The organism is Geomonas propionica (assembly GCF_016458235.1).
Taxonomy (GTDB): Bacteria; Desulfobacterota; Desulfuromonadia; order Geobacterales; family Geobacteraceae; genus Geomonas; species Geomonas propionica.
Map to the genome: position 1 here is coordinate 302,819 of NZ_JAEMHK010000003.1, position 18,290 is coordinate 321,108.

At 58.0% G+C, this 18,290-nt stretch carries 18 protein-coding genes and 1 tRNA gene; 8 read left to right on the forward strand and 11 right to left on the reverse strand.

The window, feature by feature from the left end; translation table 11 throughout:
* Nucleotides 1–113: 113 nt before the first annotated feature.
* Nucleotides 114–443 (reverse strand): hypothetical protein, encoded by a 330-nt coding sequence (locus tag JFN90_RS06020; protein WP_199394193.1) that lies wholly within the window; start codon nt 441–443, stop codon nt 114–116.
* A gap of 77 nt (nt 444–520) precedes the next feature.
* On the reverse strand, nt 521–2,260 hold the full coding sequence (locus tag JFN90_RS06025) for a DUF3373 domain-containing protein (RefSeq protein WP_199394194.1): 1,740 nt from the start codon (nt 2,258–2,260) through the stop codon (nt 521–523).
* Between the two features lie 454 nt (nt 2,261–2,714).
* Here JFN90_RS06025 and miaB point away from each other — a divergent pair, with 454 nt between their 5' ends.
* The 8 genes from miaB to JFN90_RS06065 all read left to right on the forward strand — a co-directional run bounded on the left by miaB (nt 2,715) and on the right by JFN90_RS06065 (nt 10,562).
* On the forward strand, nt 2,715–4,040 hold the full coding sequence (gene miaB / locus JFN90_RS06030; RefSeq protein WP_199394195.1) for a tRNA (N6-isopentenyl adenosine(37)-C2)-methylthiotransferase MiaB: 1,326 nt from the start codon (nt 2,715–2,717) through the stop codon (nt 4,038–4,040).
* On the forward strand, nt 4,033–4,572 hold the full coding sequence (locus JFN90_RS06035) for a bifunctional nuclease family protein (RefSeq protein WP_199394196.1): 540 nt from the start codon (nt 4,033–4,035) through the stop codon (nt 4,570–4,572). Before miaB ends, JFN90_RS06035 begins: the two co-directional genes overlap by 8 nt.
* A gap of 190 nt (nt 4,573–4,762) precedes the next feature.
* Complete coding sequence (locus tag JFN90_RS06040; RefSeq protein ID WP_199394197.1) at nt 4,763–5,833, forward strand: M42 family metallopeptidase; 1,071 nt, start codon at nt 4,763–4,765, stop codon at nt 5,831–5,833.
* Nucleotides 5,834–6,029: 196 nt separating this feature from the next.
* Entirely contained in the window at nt 6,030–7,499 is a 1,470-nt protein-coding gene (guaB, locus tag JFN90_RS06045) for an IMP dehydrogenase (protein WP_199394198.1), read from the forward strand.
* 118 nt (nt 7,500–7,617) lie between these two features.
* Nucleotides 7,618–9,168: a glutamine-hydrolyzing GMP synthase gene (guaA, locus tag JFN90_RS06050; protein ID WP_199394199.1), complete on the forward strand. Its 1,551-nt coding sequence runs from the start codon at nt 7,618–7,620 to the stop codon at nt 9,166–9,168.
* 212 nt (nt 9,169–9,380) lie between these two features.
* A complete protein-coding gene (locus JFN90_RS06055) occupies nt 9,381–10,043 on the forward strand; it encodes an HAD family hydrolase (protein ID WP_199394200.1) in 663 nt (220 codons plus the stop codon).
* Between the two features lie 78 nt (nt 10,044–10,121).
* Complete coding sequence (gene flgM, locus JFN90_RS06060; RefSeq protein ID WP_199394201.1) at nt 10,122–10,415, forward strand: flagellar biosynthesis anti-sigma factor FlgM; 294 nt, start codon at nt 10,122–10,124, stop codon at nt 10,413–10,415.
* 72 nt (nt 10,416–10,487) lie between these two features.
* Nucleotides 10,488–10,562 (forward strand) — tRNA-Gly (locus JFN90_RS06065).
* Nucleotides 10,563–10,707: 145 nt separating this feature from the next.
* On the opposite strand, the gene JFN90_RS06070 is transcribed toward JFN90_RS06065, so the two are convergent.
* The 9 genes from JFN90_RS06070 to JFN90_RS06110 form a co-directional block, all read right to left on the reverse strand.
* Nucleotides 10,708–11,079, reverse strand: coding sequence for a TraK family protein (locus JFN90_RS06070; protein WP_199394202.1), 372 nt, complete (start codon nt 11,077–11,079; stop codon nt 10,708–10,710).
* Nucleotides 11,080–12,058: 979 nt separating this feature from the next.
* Nucleotides 12,059–12,472, reverse strand: a complete 414-nt coding sequence (locus JFN90_RS06075) for a tautomerase family protein (protein ID WP_199394203.1) — start codon at nt 12,470–12,472, stop codon at nt 12,059–12,061.
* A 65-nt stretch (nt 12,473–12,537) separates the two neighbouring features.
* Entirely contained in the window at nt 12,538–13,062 is a 525-nt protein-coding gene (locus JFN90_RS06080) for a hypothetical protein (protein WP_199394204.1), read from the reverse strand.
* 212 nt (nt 13,063–13,274) lie between these two features.
* Nucleotides 13,275–13,685 carry a hypothetical protein gene (locus JFN90_RS06085; RefSeq protein ID WP_199394205.1) on the reverse strand — a complete coding sequence of 137 codons (411 nt, stop codon included), beginning with the start codon at nt 13,683–13,685 and terminating at the stop codon, nt 13,275–13,277.
* A gap of 48 nt (nt 13,686–13,733) precedes the next feature.
* Complete coding sequence (locus JFN90_RS06090) at nt 13,734–14,627, reverse strand: alpha/beta hydrolase (protein WP_199394206.1); 894 nt, start codon at nt 14,625–14,627, stop codon at nt 13,734–13,736.
* A gap of 8 nt (nt 14,628–14,635) precedes the next feature.
* On the reverse strand, nt 14,636–15,661 hold the full coding sequence (locus JFN90_RS06095) for an MBL fold metallo-hydrolase (protein ID WP_199394207.1): 1,026 nt from the start codon (nt 15,659–15,661) through the stop codon (nt 14,636–14,638).
* Between the two features lie 110 nt (nt 15,662–15,771).
* Nucleotides 15,772–16,824, reverse strand: coding sequence for an NADH:flavin oxidoreductase (locus JFN90_RS06100; protein ID WP_199394208.1), 1,053 nt, complete (start codon nt 16,822–16,824; stop codon nt 15,772–15,774).
* A 128-nt stretch (nt 16,825–16,952) separates the two neighbouring features.
* The gene (locus JFN90_RS06105) at nt 16,953–17,405 is read right to left on the reverse strand and encodes a CGGC domain-containing protein (RefSeq protein ID WP_199394209.1); all 453 of its coding nucleotides are present in this window, start codon (nt 17,403–17,405) and stop codon (nt 16,953–16,955) included.
* Nucleotides 17,406–17,633: 228 nt separating this feature from the next.
* The gene (locus JFN90_RS06110; RefSeq protein WP_199394210.1) at nt 17,634–18,215 is read right to left on the reverse strand and encodes a TetR/AcrR family transcriptional regulator; all 582 of its coding nucleotides are present in this window, start codon (nt 18,213–18,215) and stop codon (nt 17,634–17,636) included.
* Nucleotides 18,216–18,290: the final 75 nt, after the last annotated feature.

The window sequence follows — 18,290 nt, forward strand, 5'->3', positions numbered from 1 at the left end:
CCGCCACAGCTATATCTGGGCCTTCATATATACTAAAATTAGAATATTATGGGGCAAAAAGAAGCGCTGCAATCGTGAAAACTACAGCGCCACCTGCGAGGAACGATTCCGGCTTAGCAGCCGGCGGTTTTCCTGAACAGTTTGGAGACGTTCTTGCCGTCGATCACCTCGTACTTGCAGCGGATCTCATCGCCCTCGACGATCCTGTGATCCTTGAACTTGTCCAGGGTGAGGTCGTCTTCCACCGTGATCACCACCGACTGCTCGGTCTTGTTGTCCTTCAAGGTGGCGGTGGCGGTCTTGGCGTCTTTGCCGGCGATCTCGATCTTGGTGATCACGCCCACCATCTTGATCTCTTCTCCCGCGCTGGCGACGCTGCCGAAGCAGAGAATAGCGAGCGCTGCGACTGCTACCAGGACCATTACCGAAACTGCTTTTTTCATCTTCTTTCTCCTTTTAGGGGTGGGGTGGCGGCTGTGCCGCCACCCCGGGTTTCGCTGTGCCGCGTCTGCAGCACGTTCTAGAACTTGACCTCGAAGGTTGCGTAGATGTCGCGCGCCGATTTCACCGGGGTCAGCATCATCATGCGGTTGTTAACTTCGGAGATCTTGACCGGTGCGCCAACCCAGTTGTTGCTCCCGGTGTAGTCGAAATCATACCATTGGAAGCCGACCCTGAAAAACGCCTTGGAGAGGTAGGAGGATACCGGCTTGGAGTCGAGTTCCTGAATCAGGTAGCCCTCGTACACGTTGCCGCGGGTCCCGAGTTTGGTGGTCCACATGTCGTCCGCAGCCGGGGCGAAGGTGATCCAGTCCTTGGAGCCGTGGTTGTACTCGACGCCGATCTTGGTCTTGGTCGGTGTGTAGTCGTAGCGAGCGCCGACATATGCGGCCCAGCCGGTCTTGCTGGTCGGGGCCTCCGGGTTGAAGAACCCGCCGGTCCCCAGGCCCTGGAAGCCGGCCTGTGCCGAAACGTTGTCGTTCGGGTGGGTGACGCTCAAGCCGACATCGCCGAAGACGTTCAGGTTGCCCGGGCCGACCTTCTTGATGGTGCTCATGGCGCCGGCGCCGTACCAGTCAATGGAACCGAGATCGGTGGACGGGTAGGTGTTGCCGAAGGCGGTGTCCTTCATGGCCGGGAAGTCGAAGATGTTGAAGCCGCGGTTGTACTGCAGCCAGATGCGCAGCGGGTCGGTATCGATCGGGATGATGGCCAGACCCAGCATGTCGGTGTCTTTGAGGTTGTTGGTGGTGGTCTCGAACCCGCCCTCGAAGCCGCGGCCGTAGCAGATCTTGGCGTACGCGCCGGGGAGCCCGTCGATGTCGGGGGCCCAGCCGATGGTCATGCCGTCAAAGGCGTAGTCGACCAGGAGGGCCGGGGTGCCGCCGTTGCCCGGACGCTCGTTGTTCAGGCGCAGGTTGCTGGGAGCCCCCTCGGTGGAGGGACGGCGACCCACGGAGAACCAGATCGGCTGATCGGCGATGTTGCTCCAGGTGGCGTAGGCGCGGTCGACGTTCAACAGGCTGCTGGAGGGGACGTGGCCCAAGGTGCCGTCGAAGGTGCCGACGCGGTCGGCGAAGAACGGGCTGCCGCCGTAGTTGGTGACGGCGTTGTCGTCCTGGGAGCCGAAGACCTTATAGGCGAGCAGGCGGACGTTGACGGTGACATCCTTGGTGGCCTTGGCGTGCATGTTGAGGCCCAAGCGGTTGGTGTAGAGGGTGTCATTGTTGGGCTTGTACGCCGGAACTTGGGCTGCGAAATTGCCAAGACCCGCCAGCATGCCCTGGGTTGCCGGGTTCTGGAGGAACTGGCCTGCCTGGCTGTAGGTCCTGATGCCGGACATCGCGTTGGAGAAATTCATCAGGCCGCTGAGATTCTGGCCGTTGGTGAATCCGTTCGGAGCGATCCCGGTCGGATCCGCGAAGAAGGCGGCCTGGAGCTGGTTGGCCGCGTTAGTAAAGGTCCCGTTGGCATCGGTGTACCCGACGGTGCGGCCGTTGAGGTTGTCGAAACGGAAGCGGTAGTCGCCGCCGATGGTAAGCCACCTACCCAGCGACTTCTCTTCGATCTTGTCGACCTTGCGGGTCAGGTCCTCGATCTTCTTCTGGTCGGAGCCCTTCTGCTGCTCCTCGAGCTTCTGCACCTTCTTGGTCAGATCTTCGATTTTCTTCTGCATCTCCTGGTCGTCGGCCTGCGCCATGCCAGGGGCAGCCAAGGCACAAACGGCTGCGCCGATCAACAGCTTCTCCAGTTTTTTCATTCACTTCTCCTTTTTGTTTCGCTGGTTTTGCACCAACAGGTGGTCGAAGGATATTTCAGTGGCGCCATGGGGCCCGGGTATAACTCATTAAATTCTGGGCGATACTGTTTTAATCGGCCTATTCACCGGTAGATTTAGAGGAAATGTGACAGCTTGGAAATTTATAATCGAAATGAGATGCTTATATCATTAGCAACTTATAGCTTGGGGATGTGATGTGAAGGAGCAGAAACGTGAAGCGGTCTTGGGGCGGTCACGCTAAACAACCTTATAGATCTTCGACGCGCCATATGTCAATATATTTCTTATTGCATATATCGTTAGGGTAATGATTTATTTGTATTAATGTTCTAATGTGTGCGCAAAGGGCTGCTTTTCCAAGGCAGCTATTAGGTGTTGACGGCGTGGCGCCAAGTTTCGTACTATCCATGCATTTAACCATCAGGATATAGACGTGAATAAGGCAAAAAAGCTTTACCTCGAAACGTTCGGCTGTCAGATGAACGTGAGCGATTCCGAAAAGATAGTGACGCTGATGAAAGGGATAGGCTACCAGCAGACCGCCGATCCGGTGGAAGCGGACCTAGTCCTTTTGAACACCTGCAGCATCCGGGCGACCGCCGAGCAGCGGGTCTACGGACACCTGGGGAAGTTCAAATCCATGAAGAAGCACAAGCCGGGGCTGATCATCGGCGTGGGCGGCTGCGTGGCGCAGCAGGAAGGGGAGCGGCTCTTAAAGAAGGCCCCCTTCGTGAACCTCGTCTTCGGCACCCACAACCTGCACCTGTTGCAGAAGATGGTTTCCGGCGCCGAGCAGGGAAAGCAGAGCATCGCCACCGATTTTCTCGACGACGAGAAGCGTTTCGACCTGTTCCCGCACGCCGAAAGCGAAGGGGGCGTCTCCCGCTTCGTCACCGTCATGCAGGGGTGCGACAACTTCTGCGCCTACTGCATCGTGCCGCACGTGCGCGGCCGGGAGATCAGTAGGAGTGCGGACAAGGTGCTCGAGGAGGTCGGGGCCCTGGCGTCCGCCGGCGTCACCGAGGTAACCCTCCTGGGGCAGAACGTCAACTCCTACGGCTTCAATGATCCCGGCGCCCCCGATTTCGCCGACCTGTTGCGCATGGTGGCGCGGGTGGAGGGGATCGAGAGGCTCCGCTTCACCACCTCGCACCCGAAGGACATCTCCCCGAGGCTCATCGCCTGCTTCGCGGAGATCGGCAAACTGGCGCCGCACATCCACCTCCCGGCCCAGTCCGGAAGCGATGCCGTCCTGAAGCAGATGAACCGCGGATACACCCGTGCCCAGTACCTCGACAAGGTGCGCGCGCTCAGGGAGGCCTGCCCGGAGATCCAGTTCACCGGCGACATGATCGTCGGCTTCCCCGGCGAGGACGAGGCCTGTTTCGAGCAGACCATGGAACTGATCGAGGAGGTCCGGTACGCCGACCTCTTCTCCTTCATCTACTCGGCCCGTCCCGGCACCAAGGCGGCGGAGTTCCCGGACGAGGTGCGGCGTGCCGAGAAACAGGCGCGCCTGGAGCGCCTGCAGGCCGCGCAGAAAAAGATCACCCTGGCCCGCAACGAGAGTTTCGTCGGGAGCGTGCAGCGGGTGCTGGTGGAAGGACCCAGCAGCACCGGAGACGCGCTCTTCGGCAGGACCGGCGGCAACCGCGCCACCGTCATGAACGGCGATCCCGCCCTGGCCGGGCGCCTGGTCGAGGTTAGGATCACGCAAGGGCTGCAGACTCTCCTCAAGGGGGAGGTTCTCGATGTCTGACAACGGGAGGGACGAGGCGACCATGTACGTTGAGATGAAGGTGTTCGGCTTCGCCCTGGACGCCATCGCGCAGATGCCGGTGATCATATTGAAGGACGCCGAGGAGAAGCACGCGGTCCCGGTGTGGATCAACGCCTCCGAATCGGTCTCCTTCGCGGCGCAATTCGTCGGGCGCGAGATGGGCGCGCGCAACAGCCGCAAGGACGTCTTCACCACCCTGATCGAGCGGCTCGACATGACCGTCTCCGGAATCTACGTCGAGAGCCTGCAGGACGGCGTCTTCACCGCCTCGGTGCGCCTCCAGCCAGGGACAGGGGAAGGGGAAGAACTCCGGCTCGAGGTCCACGTGGCCGAGGCCATGCTCATGTCCTTGAAGTACCATCTCCCGGTGCAGGTGAACAACGAGGTGCTGACCCGCGCCTCCAGCCTCGACATGAACGAAGAAGGCTTCGCCCAGGAGAACAACGCCCGCCGCTTCGTCGACTTCCTCGACCATATGGACCCCTCCGCCATGGGCAAGTACCCGATGTAGGGACTGCAGATTAAGATTGAGATCAAGACAAAGGTTCAGGCTGTGAACACTCCCCTGAGGCCACTCGATCTTATTCTTGATCTGAATCTGCCTTTGTGAGCCGTTGAAAAAAAGCGTCGGTGGGCGTACCGTGAGAACAGGCCCCGCGCCTTGTTAATCTTAATCTCAATCTGCCTTTACGAGGTTTCACATGCGCGATCAATCCTTTGAGTTTCTGCAACAGCTTCTGGCCGCGCCCAGCCCCTCGGGGTACGAGCAGCCGGCCCAGCGGGTATTCCGCTCCTATATAGAACCCTTCTGCCAGGTGGCCACCGACGTCATGGGCAACGTCTTCGGGATGATCCAGGGGGAAGGCAAGACCCGCCCCCGCGTCATGGTGGTCGGGCACTCCGACGAGATCGGCCTCCAGGTGCGCTACCTGGACGACAACGGCTTCATCTATTTCTCCGCCATCGGCGGCGTCGATCCGCACATCACCCCCGGCATGCGGGTGCACGTGCACACCTCCCGCGGCAGCCTAAACGGCGTCATCGGCAAGCGCCCCATCCACCTGATCGAGCCCAAGGAGCGCGACACCGTCATCAAACTGGACGCCCAGTACATCGACATCGGCGCCGCCAGTAAGAAGGAGGCGCAGGAGTGGGTGCGCGTGGGGGACCCCATCACCTTCGCCAGCAACCTCGAGTGCCTCTTCGGAGACCGGGTCAGCTCGCGCGGCCTGGACGACAAGGCCGGCAGCTTCGTGGTGGCCGAGGTGCTCAGGCGGGTCTCCGAACTGCCGACCAAGCTCCCGGTGGATCTTTACGGCGTCTCCTCGGTCCAGGAGGAAGTGGGACTGCGGGGCGGCTCCACCAGTTCCTACTCGGTAAACCCGGACGTCGGTATCTGCGTCGAGGTCGACTTCGCCACCGATCAGCCCGATGTGGATAAGAAACACAACGGCGAAGTGGGGCTGGGCAAAGGCCCGATCCTGCCGCGCGGCCCCAACATCAACCCGGTGCTCTTCGATCTCCTCTCCGACACGGCGACCACCAATAACATAGCGGTCCAGTACACCGGCATCGCCCGCGCTACCGGTACCGACGCCAACGTGATGCAGATCTCCCGCGGCGGCGTCGCCACGGCGCTGGTCAAGCTGCCGCTGCGCTACATGCACACCCCGGTGGAGACCATGTCCCTCTCCGACCTGGACCACGCCGTCGAGCTGATCGTCGCCTCGCTGGGCCGCATGGGGAGCAAGGACGCCTTCATCCCGATGTAAAAGAATCGCCCCCTCCCGCCCTGCCCGGAGGGGGCGATTTTTTCATCCCATTAGCCGAAGTAGTGTAGACGCTAAGGATGGGAAATCGTATAGGTTTTATCTCTGTCATTAGCCTAATTTTAGTTGACTTGCCTTTCCCCTTGTAATAAGTTTTCCGGTTAAAACCTGCCTCGAAACAACAAAAGGAGTTTCCCTAATGTTAGAAAGCAGCCTTCCCGAAGGTCTTACGTTTGACGACGTCCTGCTTCTCCCTGCCCATTCACTCATCCTCCCCCGCGATACCGATCTGACCACCCGACTGACCAACAACATCGTGTTGAATATCCCGCTGGTGAGTGCCGCCATGGACACGGTCACCGAGTCGAGGGCCGCTATCTGCATGGCGCGTGAAGGGGGCATCGGCTTCATCCACAAGAACCTCACCATCGCCGAGCAGGCCATGGAAGTGGACAAGGTGAAGAAGAGCGAGTCCGGGATGATCGTCGACCCGATCACCATGCGCCCGAACCAGCGCATCAGGGAAGCGCTGGAGATGATGGCGAAGTACCGCATCTCCGGGGTGCCGATCACCAAGGCCAACGGGAAGCTGGTCGGCATTCTGACCAACAGGGACCTCCGTTTCGAGACCGACCTCGACCTCCCCATCGCCGACCGCATGACCAAGCGTAACCTGGTCACCGTGCCGGTGGGGACCACCCTGGAGCAGGCCAAGGAACACCTGAAGCACACCAGGGTCGAGAAGCTTTTGGTGGTGGACGAGGAGAAGAACCTCAAAGGCCTCATCACCATCAAGGACATCGAGAAGATCAAGAAGTATCCCAACGCCTGCAAGGACTCCCTCGGGCGCCTGCGGGTCGGCGCGGCCGTAGGCCCCACCCCGGACGTCGATGATCGTATCGAGGCGCTCATGAAGGCAGGCGTGGACGTCGTTGTCATCGACACCGCCCATGGCCACTCCCAGGGGGTCATCGACGCCATCGCCCGCATCAAGAAGACCTACCCGGGGCTCGAACTCGTGGCCGGCAACATCGCCACCGCCGCGGCCGCCGAGGCGCTCATCAAGGCCGGCGTCGACGCCATCAAGGTCGGCATCGGACCGGGCTCCATCTGCACCACCCGCGTGGTCGCCGGTATCGGCGTGCCGCAGATCACCGCCATCGCCGAGTGCTCCAGGGTCGCCAAGAAGCACAACATCCCGCTCATCGCCGACGGCGGCATCAAGTACTCCGGCGACCTGACCAAGGCCGTCGCGGCCGGCGCCGACGTGATCATGATCGGCTCCCTCTTCGCCGGCACCGAGGAATCCCCGGGCGACACCATCCTGTACCAGGGGCGCGCCTACAAGAGCTACCGCGGCATGGGCTCCATCGGCGCCATGAAAGAGGGGAGCAAGGACCGCTACTTCCAAAGCGACGTCGACGCCGACGTGAAACTGGTCCCGGAAGGGATCGAGGGCATGGTGCCGCTCAGGGGACCGCTCTCCGCCAACGTGCACCAGCTGATGGGTGGCCTCCGGGCCGGTATGGGCTACACCGGCAGCCGCACCATCGTCGACCTGCAGCAAAACGGCCGCTTCGTCAGAATCACCGGCGCGGGCCTGAAAGAATCCCACGTCCACGACGTCATGATCACCAAAGAAGCCCCGAACTACCGGGTGGAAAAATAAAACGCTCACGCAGAGCCGCAAAGACGCAAAGAAAGCAAGACCTGGTTTTGTATTCTTTGCGCCTTCGCGTCTTGGCGTGACAGCCTTCTTGATTTTCAAAAATAAGGAATAGAACCCAATGACCGTAGATATCCACTCAGAAAAGGTGCTGATCCTCGACTTCGGCTCCCAGGTGACCCAGCTCATCGCCCGCCGGGTCAGGGAGCAGAGCGTCTACTGCGAGATCCACCCCTACAACATGGCTCTCGAGAAGATCAAGGCCTTCGCGCCGAAAGGGATCATCCTCTCCGGCGGCCCCTCCAGCGTGTACGACAAGGACGCGCCGCACTCCGACCTCGGCATCTACGACCTCGGCATCCCGGTCCTGGGAATCTGCTACGGCATGCAGCTCATGACCCAGCAGCTGGGCGGGCGCGTCGAGCGCTGCGACAAGCGCGAGTTCGGCCGCGCCACCCTGGTCCTGGACGGCGCCAGCGAGATCTTCGCCGGCTTCGAGGGGGGCGCCGAAGTCTGGATGTCCCACGGCGACCGCATCGAGCAGATGCCGGCCGGCTTCCAGCTCATGGCCCACACCACCGGCTGCCCGGTAGCCGCCATGAAGGACGAGAAGAAGAACTTCTACGGCGTGCAGTTCCACCCCGAGGTGGTGCACACCCCGCGCGGCGACGAGATGATCGGCAACTTCCTGTTCAACGTCTGCGGCTCCAAGCCGACCTGGACCATGGCCAACTTCATCGAGACCGAGATCGAGGATATCCGCAAGAAGGTCGGCACCGGCAAGGTTCTGTGCGCCCTCTCCGGCGGGGTTGACTCCTCCGTCGTTGCGGTCCTGATCCACAAGGCGATCGGCGACCAGCTCCAGTGCGTCTTCGTGAACAACGGCCTGCTTCGTAAGGGCGAGGCCGAGAAGGTGGTGAACCTCTTCACCAAGCACTTCAAGATCAACCTCGACTACGTCGACGCCACCGATCGCTTCCTCAACATGCTCGACGGCGTTTCCGACCCCGAGCAGAAGCGCAAGATCATCGGCAACGAGTTCATCTACCTCTTCGAGGAGGAGGCCAAGAAACTGGGCCAGGTCGACTACCTGGCGCAGGGGACCCTTTACCCCGACGTGATCGAGTCCGTCTCCACCAAGGGCCCCTCCGCCGTCATCAAGAGCCACCACAACGTGGGCGGCCTCCCCGAGAAGATGAACCTGAAGCTCCTCGAACCGGTGCGCGAGCTCTTCAAGGACGAGGTCCGGCTCCTGGGCAAGGAACTCGGCATGCCCGACGAGGTGGTCTACCGCCAGCCGTTCCCGGGCCCGGGTCTCGCCATCCGCTGCATAGGCGAGCTCTCCATGGAGAAGCTCGACATCCTGCGCGAGGCGGACGCCATCGTCATCGAGGAAATCCGCAAAGCTGGGTTATATCGCGAGATCTGGCAGTCCTTTGCCGTGCTGCTGCCGGTGAAAACCGTCGGGGTCATGGGGGACGCCCGCACCTACGAGTGGACCGTGGCCCTGCGCGCGGTGAACTCTCTCGACGGCATGACCGCCGACTGGGTCAAGCTTCCCTACGAGCTTCTGGGGAGCATATCCTCGCGGATTATCAACGAAGTCAAGGGTGTCAACCGCGTGGTGTACGACATCAGCCAGAAGCCGCCCGCGACCATCGAGTGGGAGTAACTCCCGCCCGTTGATTCTAGAGGTTCGTTTATTGCACAACACACCGCGGTGGTCGGCCTACAAGCCGGTTGCCGCGGTTCTTTCGTATCAGGGGACCCAAGGGGACTGGCTCCGCAGGTGCCTGTCCCCTTTTACCGCGTATCAGGGGGGAGTGCCCGAGGGGGACTGGCTCCGCAGGTGCCGGTCCCCTTTTACCCTCTACTGGAGAGAACATGGACCCCATCCGGCTGCTTATCTTCGACCTGGACGGCACGCTGATCGATTCCCTGCCCGACCTGACCGACGCCACCAACCTGATCCGCGAGCGCAACGGTCTGCCGCGCATCGGGATCAGCGACGTGCGCAAGCTGGTGGGGCAGGGGGCGCGTTCCCTGGTGGAGCGGGCGCTTCCCGGCGTGGCCGAACCTGAGGTGGAGCGGGCGCTGGAAGAGTTTCTGGCCTACAACCTGGCGCACATAGCGGACAAGACCCGTCCCTATCCCGGTGTCCCCGAAACCCTGAAGGAGCTGGCCGGCCTCGGCCTCCCGATGGTGGTCCTTTCCAACAAGAACGTTGCCCTGTGCCGCGAGGTGCTTGTGAAACTGGGGCTTGCCGGGTATTTCACCGACGTCTTCGGTGCCGACTCCTTTCCCAGCCGGAAACCCTCTCCCGAGCCGGTCCTGGCCGTCTTGAAGCTATTCGGCATAACGGCCGCGCAATGCGTCATGGTAGGCGACAGCGTCAACGACATCGCCGCCGGCGGTGGAGCCGGCGTCTGGACCGTCGGCTGCAGCTATGGCTACGGCGATGAGAGCGAGTTGGAGGCGGCAAATTACCGGGTCAGCAGCTTCCCGTCGTTGCTTCAGCTCCCGTTTGTAAGAAAAATCGACGTGTGATGAAAAAAAGCTAAAGTTATCTGTAGACGTGTCGAAACGGATTAAAACCTGAAACCTACCTTACTGGGGGCGAAACTGATGAAACTAGAAGAGCTCAATTCCAATCCGGCCGTTTCCCATCTTGCAGTAGTGCGCAACGACAAGCCCGATGCGGGCGATGCGCACGCGGATGTGGCGGCCAAGCAGCAGACAGCCGCCGACAAAGTCGAGCTGTCCAGCTACATGCCCGTGGTGCCCACCGCCAAGCAGAGGCGGGACGACATCCGGGTGGATCGGGTCGAGGAGTTACGGACGCAGATGAAGAGTGGCAACTATGAAGTATCCAGCAAAGATCTTGCCGAGAAGATGCTGTCCAAGCTCGTGGTGAAGTAGACAGGGCACCGTCTAAACCAACAAAACCATTGACAGCTCCCGCCAAATGCGGTAAAAGTTTTCTTCCACCAAGCGGGAATAACTCAGTGGTAGAGTGTCAGCTTCCCAAGCTGAAGGTCGCGGGTTCGAATCCCGTTTCCCGCTCCAAGAAATTCAAGGGGTTAGCCAGCCAAGGCTAACCCCTTTTTCGTTGTTTTCAGCTTTGTGTATCCGTTTTTGTATCCGTTTGGCGGTTGCTATCCCCCCCTTTTTGTCGGCTGTCTGCGCGGTTATTTTTCACCAACGATGCCCGCTAGATCAGATCTTCTTTTTTCGGTGAAGGGTTGAAGGTAAAGCCGGGTATTTGGGGTGTCTCGTCCGTTTTGGATTTTACCGTCCTGGTCGGGGTCACAGGGTGTTCCAGTTGTTTCTGGTTTTTGCTGGGCGGCAGCAGGATCAAATGCTTCGTGTAGCGGCGGAATGAATCGTAACCGAAGGTCACCTTCCCCTCCTCGTGCAGTATTTCCCAAATGCTTCTCATGGGCCATCCGTCGTCGAGCGCTTGCTTGATTTCCTGACGCAAAAGAAGAAATACAGCGCGGTTTTGGTTCTGGTCGCCGTGGGACAAAGGCAACTTTTTCTTTAGGGCCTTAGCCGCTATGCGTTCAGAAAGACTCTTTCCCATGGCGTTCTCCATGCGCTTTTAGGTTGCCTTCCTCTGTCGCCGTTTCAGCGATATTTTACCGTTATTTTACTGCTCTATCGTTTCCTTATCGATATTTTGCTGCCGATTCATCGCCTCTATCGATATTTTTTCGAATGGGCCGGCAACTGTGGGTAAATCGGCGGCAATATAGCGATCTGATCAAAATCAGTAGCGGAAAAATAGCCGTTCAAATCCGGGCAGGATAGGTGAAGGTGGCCACCCGGCAAGCCGGTCGTCCCCCTTCACCATCCCTTATTCGCGCTGCGCGCTCAACGGGTATCCTGCCCTGCGGGGCCCGACGGATGCCGCCGGCCATCATTCGTCCCTTGCAGGAGACGAAGCAAGAAAAACGGCCGAAACGAAAAGCGTTCCAGCTAGGGGTTCTCGTGCTCCCCGAAGAAGAGGCCGCCATCGGGGCATTTCCCACAAAGGATCAGGGTGGGGAGGGGGGCTGTCGGGTGCATCTGGCGGAGGTGGAAGAGTGCCTGAAAACGAGGGGAAGGGTGGAGCGCTCCCTGGGCCAAGGACCCCGGGGCGCCGGGCGGAGGGCCTGGTATCTCAACGGCAAGTGGCCGATGTTCGGGAGGTAGTCTCTTCGCCTTCCGAAGTTTATCTCGGTAGAGGGTAGGACGCTTAAGGGGGAAGTTTCCCCCTCGCTGCGACCGCGGGGCGTTCTCCGCTACCCCCTCTGCGGGGGCTTCCCCCGCAACGCCCCCGGTCGAAAAGGCGAAGCGCTTGGACCAAAGCCGCCGGCACTCGCGTACCGGCCGCTTTACCGGTCCCGGCCCGTTGGCAGGCTGCCGGTTGCACCGGCTGCCTGTCAACCGGCCTAAAACTTTGCAGCGGGCACCAGGCTCAGGCCGGTGGCAAAGGCGCTGACCATGTGCAGTGGGCCGGGCGCATCCTCGCCGGTGATGCGCCGGCCCGTCTTGCCGTCGATGGCGCAGCTTCGTCCTTTTTACTTGTTTACCCAAGGCATGGAAAGGTCGAGGTCAGAGACCAGCTTTCCACCGCCGAAGCTCATGTTCTCCAAGGGAATGGCATAGATCAACAGGGAGACATCGTCCTGGCTGACGCCAACCTTTTCCACTGCGTATCGGGTGACCAACTCCGCGAGTTTGCGTTTTTGCTCCACCGTCCTGCTCGTGCCGGACGTCACCGTTACGAGCATGCGCTTGTCGGATCTCTTCATGTCGGGAAAGGTCGGATGGATGAAGAATTCATCGTCCTTGTGCTCACTGATGATGATGAAACGGTCATCCATAGGCGTATCCATGGCTTCATGAAGAGCGAGATTTAAGGCATCTGCCAGAGCCCGCTTCTCTTCGCTAGAGAACTTTTGAGCCGGGATATGGGCGTGAAATATTGGCATGAGTGTTTCCTCCGTTGTGTTGTTCAGGTTACATGATGCGATGACGCTGGCTGTCTTCCCCTGGCTTAGTTAAAGAAGTCCTGACTGAGTGTTCCTTCGAGTCGCTCCTTGAGGCCGGACGAGAATTCACGAACGACGGGAAACGGGCTTTGGAAGAGCTTGATGTTGTTGATGAGGCCAGACTCATTCCGAGTGATTATGGTGGCGCCGGCGACCGGCTTGCCACCGTGGATCCCCTCCCACTCAAGGTAAGTCTTCGCACCGTCAATCGTCTCCGCAGTGAACACGAAATGTTCGTACATCTTGCTCGTCGCGGCAAAGAACGCCCCGATGAGTGTCGGGCCGACCACGGCCTTGCTGAGGGCTGAGGCCTGAAGGGTGGCGTCAGGAGTGAACGACTTCGCGAAGTCGCTCGTTCCTTTCTTCATGACGATTTGCATCCATGCCGTTCCCGGCGGGTTGGCGACGCCCGCAACCTCCTTGTGCTGCATCGGCGCTGCAGCTTGAGCTGGTGCTACAGCAACGAAGGCGCTGGCGCATGCTAACGATACCGCGAACACGGTACGCGAAATGATAGTGGAGAATTTCATGGTGTTTCTCCCTCTAGAGCACTTGCAAAGTGCAAGTGGTTGAATACTGTTTGTCCAGAGATGGGTCTCGGATCGGAGCCAGATGACCCCACGTCTGTGAAACGAACGAGACATCCGTTTCAAGTCAATTTCGCTGCCCCGTTTCGAGAACAGGGCGGCTTCGTCTTTCTTACTTGTTTCAATGAGGCGATGAAGTTTGCTGTTTTCCCTGCTTAGCTAAATAAGTCCTGACCGAGAGTCCCTTCGAGTCGCTCCTTGAGGCCGGACGAGAATTCCCGAACGACGGGAAGCGGACTTTGGAAGAGCTTGATGTTGTTGATGAGGCCGGACTCATTCCTGGTGATTATGGTGGCGCCGGCGACCGGCTTGCCACCGTGGATCCCCTCCCACTCAAGGTAAGTCTTCGCACCGTCAACCGTCTCCGCAGTGAACACAAAGTGTTCGTACATCGTACTCGTCGCGGCAAAGAACGCCCCGATGAGTGTCGGGCCGACCACGGCCTTGCTGAGGGCTGAGGTCTGAAGGGTGGCGTCAGCGGTGAACGACGTCGCGAAGTCGCTCGTTCCTTTCTTCACGACGATTTGCATCCATGCCGTTCCCGGCTGGTTGGTGTCAGTGGTCATTACAACCTCCTATCGAGTGTCTGCGTCTTCGCAGAGTGTGCGCGCATGCTATTTTTCAAGGTGCCCGATGAGAAACTCGCCGGCTCTCTGCAGCGCGTCGTGGGCCTGAGGCAAAGAGCCTGTCTGGATGTGCCAGACGTGCAGCATCTCCGGCCAGACCTCAAGGTGCGACTCGCCGCCGGCTGCGCGCACTTTTCGGTCAATTTCAAGCGCATCGTCGAGAAGTACTTCGTCGCTTCCGACATGGATGAGCAGTGGAGGAAAACCGTGCATGTCGGCGAACAGGGGCGAGATGCGGGGATCCTTCAAGTCGTGGTTGCCAGCGTAAGCCTCGACCATCTCCCGCATCGCGCTCGCGTTGACCATTGGGTCGCGGTCGGCCAACTGCGTTAACGAGGGGAGCGTCAACGTCAAGTCTGCCCATGGGCTGATTAGTATTCCTGCTTGCGCGTCCTTGTGGCCCTTCGAGGATGCGTAGGCAAGAACGTTGAGAACCATGCCACCGCCACTGGAGTCTCCTGTCACGGCGAACGGCTTGCCAAGCGCACGCACTGCTTCGTAGCCGCGGATGGACTCGTCGTAGGACGCCGGGAATGGGTGCTCGGGTGCCCTGGAGTGGTCCAGGACGATGACCTGGGACTTTGCCGCTCGAGATAGCTCTCCGAGCATGCCCAGATGCGAGGCAGGAGAGCCAGCCACCCAGCCACCACCGTGGAGATGGTAGATGACTCGGTCTCTGGACGCGCCGGGAGCCGTAATCGCCACCGCGGCCACGCCACCGAGCTCGGTCGGCTCGACCGTTAGGTCAGCCGCCGGCGGGTTTGCTTGTGAAATTGCCTCCATGCCGACGCGGAGCGTCTCGATGGTGCGTACGGGGTGCGCGAAGTCGAAGGCGAACATCGCATCGCGGAGCTTGCGGATGGAAGTTGAATCGTAGGTCATGGCTCACCTCACTTCAGGTCGACGAAGGTCGCCGGTACCCAGTCGTAGCCAACGCCGGTGTCGGCCTTGCGAATACGGCCCAGGCCAGGGAACGGCATGTGGGCGGCGGCAATCATCGTCTTGTCCGCAGCGAGTTTCACCAAAAGGGCTTCACGTGTTTTGACAGCCGATGCGCTGTCCGAGTCGAAGACGATGCCGACTTCCGGGTGTGGCATCTGGACTGCCCCAACATGAGCTACGTCGCCCCAGACCAGTAGCGACTGACCCTTAGAGGAAATCATGTAGCCAGTGTGACCGGGCGTATGGCCGGGAATGGCATACGGCGCGACGCCGGGGACGATTTCGTCCATGCCTTCGAACGGCTTCCATTGGCCCGCAGCCAGGTAAGGCGCGGCGCCATCTTGTGCGATTTTGAAGAAGATCTTTGCATCTTCCGGGGCCTGGGCCATGATTTCCTTCGACAGCCAGAAGTCGGCGTCGGCCTTCTTCATAATCACGGTCGCATTCGGAAAGACGCGCTTGCCGTTTTCGTAGATTCCGCCAGCATGGTCACCGTGAAGATGGGTCAGCAGCACTAGATCAATCTGCTCCGGCTTGTAGCCGGAGACCTTCAAGTTCTGCACAAGCTTACCCAGCGTGGGGCCGCCCCAGTGACCGCCTGCACCAGTATCGATGAGGACGAGCTTGGAGCCGGTATTGACGAGGAATCCTTGGACGGTGGCCGAGACATGCTTGGGATCGTCTTGGAACGAGCGCGCCAGGAGGGACTGGATGAGCGCTGGATCGCCATGCAGGAGATTGGAGTCAATGCTGCCGCCGCCGTCATAGAGCGCGGTGACTTCATAGTCGCCAATCATCGTGCGATAGAAGCCCGGAACCTGCTTGTGCTGCATCGGCGCTGCAGCTTGGGCCGGTGCTACAGCAGCGAAGGTGCCGGCACATGCTAACGATAGCCCGAGCACGGCACGCGCAATGATGGTGGAGAACTTCATAGTGTTTCCTGGCCATACTTTCATTTCCTGAAATGCTTTCATTCTTCTTCCTCCATTTTTTGTGAACTAATGATGTTTAGCGGAACGCCTTTCCGAAATTGCCGCCGTAACCCGTGATGAAAGCCACAGGCACGTTCAATTCGGTCCTCGCTTTAATCTTTGTTAAAAACGCATCTCTTTTTCCCAACAACAAAGCACTTGTTGCAACTTGTACATTTTGCTTTTTCCTGACCGTTTTTTAGCCGGGTAATCAGATCGGGTTCGCGTATAAGTGGTCTGCTTATAGAGATCATGTCGACGCCAGCCTCCAACACTGCCTCCATATCCGCAAAATTTCGTATACCGCCAACTACTACTACAGGGATGTCAGTATTCCCTTTGATATTCATTGCGCTTTCAACAAAATAATTGTGATCCGAGTATTTCATATGTATGAAATTGGACCCGCTAAATTCAACAGCTTCGACACCCAATCTCTTAAACTCAGGTATCATTTTCTTCAAGTCACTCGTATATTGTTCATTTTCATCAGCGGCATTTGAATTCACCTTGACGAAAACCGGATAATCAGATCCACACTTGATTTTGATCCCTTGGATTATCTCTTTGACAATTAAAAATCTGCCTTCATAGGTTTCACCATACTTATCGGTTCTCTTATTGAATGATGGTGTTAAAAACTCACATAGAAGGTAGTCGTGGGCACAATGAATTTCAACACCATCCATCCCAGATGATTTTGCACGATAAGCAGCATCTATGAAATCTTCGATCACGGACCCAATTTCATCCACACTCATCTCTCGGGCTGGTTTATCTTTCTCAAGTTCAATAACCGATGGCCCAACTTTATTATCCTCGGGATAGGCTTTGGCGCCTGCATGATTGAGTTGTGCAATCACTTTAGTCCCGTATGGTCGAACTCTTGCAATGATTTTACTTGCTCGTTCGATTTGATAATCTTCGGCAAGTTCATTGGAGCCGGGTCTTACAATCCCTTTTTTGGATACGAAAAATTGTCCGGCGATGATTAGTCCGATGTCATTGCTCGCCAGTTCTTCAAACATATCCAGTTCTTCATCGCTAATCGTACCATCAAGGTTCCCTAAATGGCTGTGTGTCGCTGATCTCACAATTCTGTTTTTAATCGTTAGATTTTTAAATTTCATCTTTTCAAATACTTTCATTCCCTCAAATGCTTTCATTTTTATTCCTCTATTTTTTTATGGATTATCGATAACTTTGGCTTACTTGTTTTGCTCAAGGCATAGAGAGCGTTTCTTTAGTATCTTGTTGCCTGGCCAGCAAAGCTCTTGACTGCTTCGTGAGAAGTTCAACGAGATCCGCCGTTGAGGCTTTCAATGAGATCCGCCATTGAGGTGCTCTGTTGACAGAGAGCGTTCTTTACAAATGCATCAAGATCAGCAGCTTGCTTTTCGTCGGGGACCTCGTGGGTCCCGCTAATAAACTCGATGTTCGGAAATTCGGATTGCAAAATGCTCCGGTACTTGCTTTTGAACGGGCAATTGTGCTCAAGGCAGTAGGCAAAGTGAATAGCCTCTACACCGCTCACCGCAAGTGTTCTGACCCGTTTCAGGATTTTCTCCGGCGCCCTTAGGGTAGGACAGCCCGAACAGCTGATGATTCCCGCTACCTGGGCTCCCCCACGCACTGCATAGCGAGAAAATTTCCCCTTGCTTGCATAGCTGTCCTCAAGGCAACCTACAGAGCTGCAGGCCAGGTCATTCGTCATGTTGCCGCATGTGATAATTCCGATTCTCACCATCTTGGTTTCTCCTTTTGGTTACCGTGCTGTGGTCTGTCTGCGTCTGGCGATCGACATCCCGCCAATGGCCGTTTCCTGAAAAAGTTGCATCTTTCCCTCGCCACCTCGTTCACGTGTTGACATCGTTCCACCTCATGTTGGCAACATGAATTTAGACCGGTCTACTTGATGGCGGGTATAAAAATAAGGGTGCTGCGAAGCTCCTCGAAAAGGGTCGCAGCTACCCCTCTACGCCAGAAAGACGTTGAAATAGAGATGGATAAAGTTCTTCAGTGGCTCGACGGACTTCTTCACTTTTGCCCGCAGCAGAGCGCCTTCGAAAGAAGCGACCATACTCTCTGCGAGAACGGAGGGGGCGACCTCGATGCGGACAGCCCCGGTCTCACGGGCTTCCTCGAGCATCTCCGCGACTGAGTCGATCCACCTCTGCAGCGCATCCTCCAGGCGTTGCCTGAACGGCTCACACTGATCGGACATCTCGAGTCCAAGATTGGCGAGCAGGCAGCCCTTGGAGCAGTTATTTTCTTCAAACCTGGCGATGAGCAGTTCGAAGGATCTCCTTATCCGCTCAAGGGGCGGCAACGAGAGGTCTTCACTGATCGGTTTGAGCAGCGCAGTCATGTCCGAAAGGAACAGGTCAATGACTGCGAGGCCGAATTCCTCCTTGCTGGAGAAGAAGTTGTAGAATGATCCCTTCGGCACGTTGGCCTGCTTCAGGATGGTCTCTATCCCGGTACCGTTGAATCCTCTGGAAAAGATGATTTCGAGTCCGGTCTGAACGATGTCGTCTTTGTTGTGTGTGCGCTTCATGTCACCAACCTTAGACCGATCGGTCTAAGGCGTCAAGGACTTTTTTATGGCACCAAATTGTAACTCGAAACCAGA

Excerpts from the sequence above, each read along its gene's own strand:
- JFN90_RS06075 (WP_199394203.1), bottom strand. The coding sequence starts at position 12,472 with ATGCCAATATTTCACGCCCATATCCCGGCTCAAAAGTTCTCTAGCGAA.
- JFN90_RS06020 (WP_199394193.1), bottom strand. The coding sequence starts at position 443 with ATGAAAAAAGCAGTTTCGGTAATGGTCCTGGTAGCAGTCGCAGCGCTC.
- JFN90_RS06100 (WP_199394208.1), bottom strand. The coding sequence starts at position 16,824 with ATGAAAGCATTTGAGGGAATGAAAGTATTTGAAAAGATGAAATTTAAA.
- JFN90_RS06085 (WP_199394205.1), bottom strand. The coding sequence starts at position 13,685 with ATGACCACTGACACCAACCAGCCGGGAACGGCATGGATGCAAATCGTC.
- JFN90_RS06080 (WP_199394204.1), bottom strand. The coding sequence starts at position 13,062 with ATGAAATTCTCCACTATCATTTCGCGTACCGTGTTCGCGGTATCGTTA.
- JFN90_RS06095 (WP_199394207.1), bottom strand. The coding sequence starts at position 15,661 with ATGAAAGCATTTCAGGAAATGAAAGTATGGCCAGGAAACACTATGAAG.
- JFN90_RS06090 (WP_199394206.1), bottom strand. The coding sequence starts at position 14,627 with ATGACCTACGATTCAACTTCCATCCGCAAGCTCCGCGATGCGATGTTC.
- JFN90_RS06055 (WP_199394200.1), top strand. The coding sequence starts at position 9,381 with ATGGACCCCATCCGGCTGCTTATCTTCGACCTGGACGGCACGCTGATC.
- JFN90_RS06025 (WP_199394194.1), bottom strand. The coding sequence starts at position 2,260 with ATGAAAAAACTGGAGAAGCTGTTGATCGGCGCAGCCGTTTGTGCCTTG.
- JFN90_RS06070 (WP_199394202.1), bottom strand. The coding sequence starts at position 11,079 with ATGGGAAAGAGTCTTTCTGAACGCATAGCGGCTAAGGCCCTAAAGAAA.
- guaA (WP_199394199.1), top strand. The coding sequence starts at position 7,618 with ATGACCGTAGATATCCACTCAGAAAAGGTGCTGATCCTCGACTTCGGC.
- JFN90_RS06040 (WP_199394197.1), top strand. The coding sequence starts at position 4,763 with ATGCGCGATCAATCCTTTGAGTTTCTGCAACAGCTTCTGGCCGCGCCC.
- flgM (WP_199394201.1), top strand. The coding sequence starts at position 10,122 with ATGAAACTAGAAGAGCTCAATTCCAATCCGGCCGTTTCCCATCTTGCA.
- JFN90_RS06110 (WP_199394210.1), bottom strand. The coding sequence starts at position 18,215 with ATGAAGCGCACACACAACAAAGACGACATCGTTCAGACCGGACTCGAA.
- JFN90_RS06105 (WP_199394209.1), bottom strand. The coding sequence starts at position 17,405 with ATGGTGAGAATCGGAATTATCACATGCGGCAACATGACGAATGACCTG.
- guaB (WP_199394198.1), top strand. The coding sequence starts at position 6,030 with ATGTTAGAAAGCAGCCTTCCCGAAGGTCTTACGTTTGACGACGTCCTG.
- JFN90_RS06035 (WP_199394196.1), top strand. The coding sequence starts at position 4,033 with ATGTCTGACAACGGGAGGGACGAGGCGACCATGTACGTTGAGATGAAG.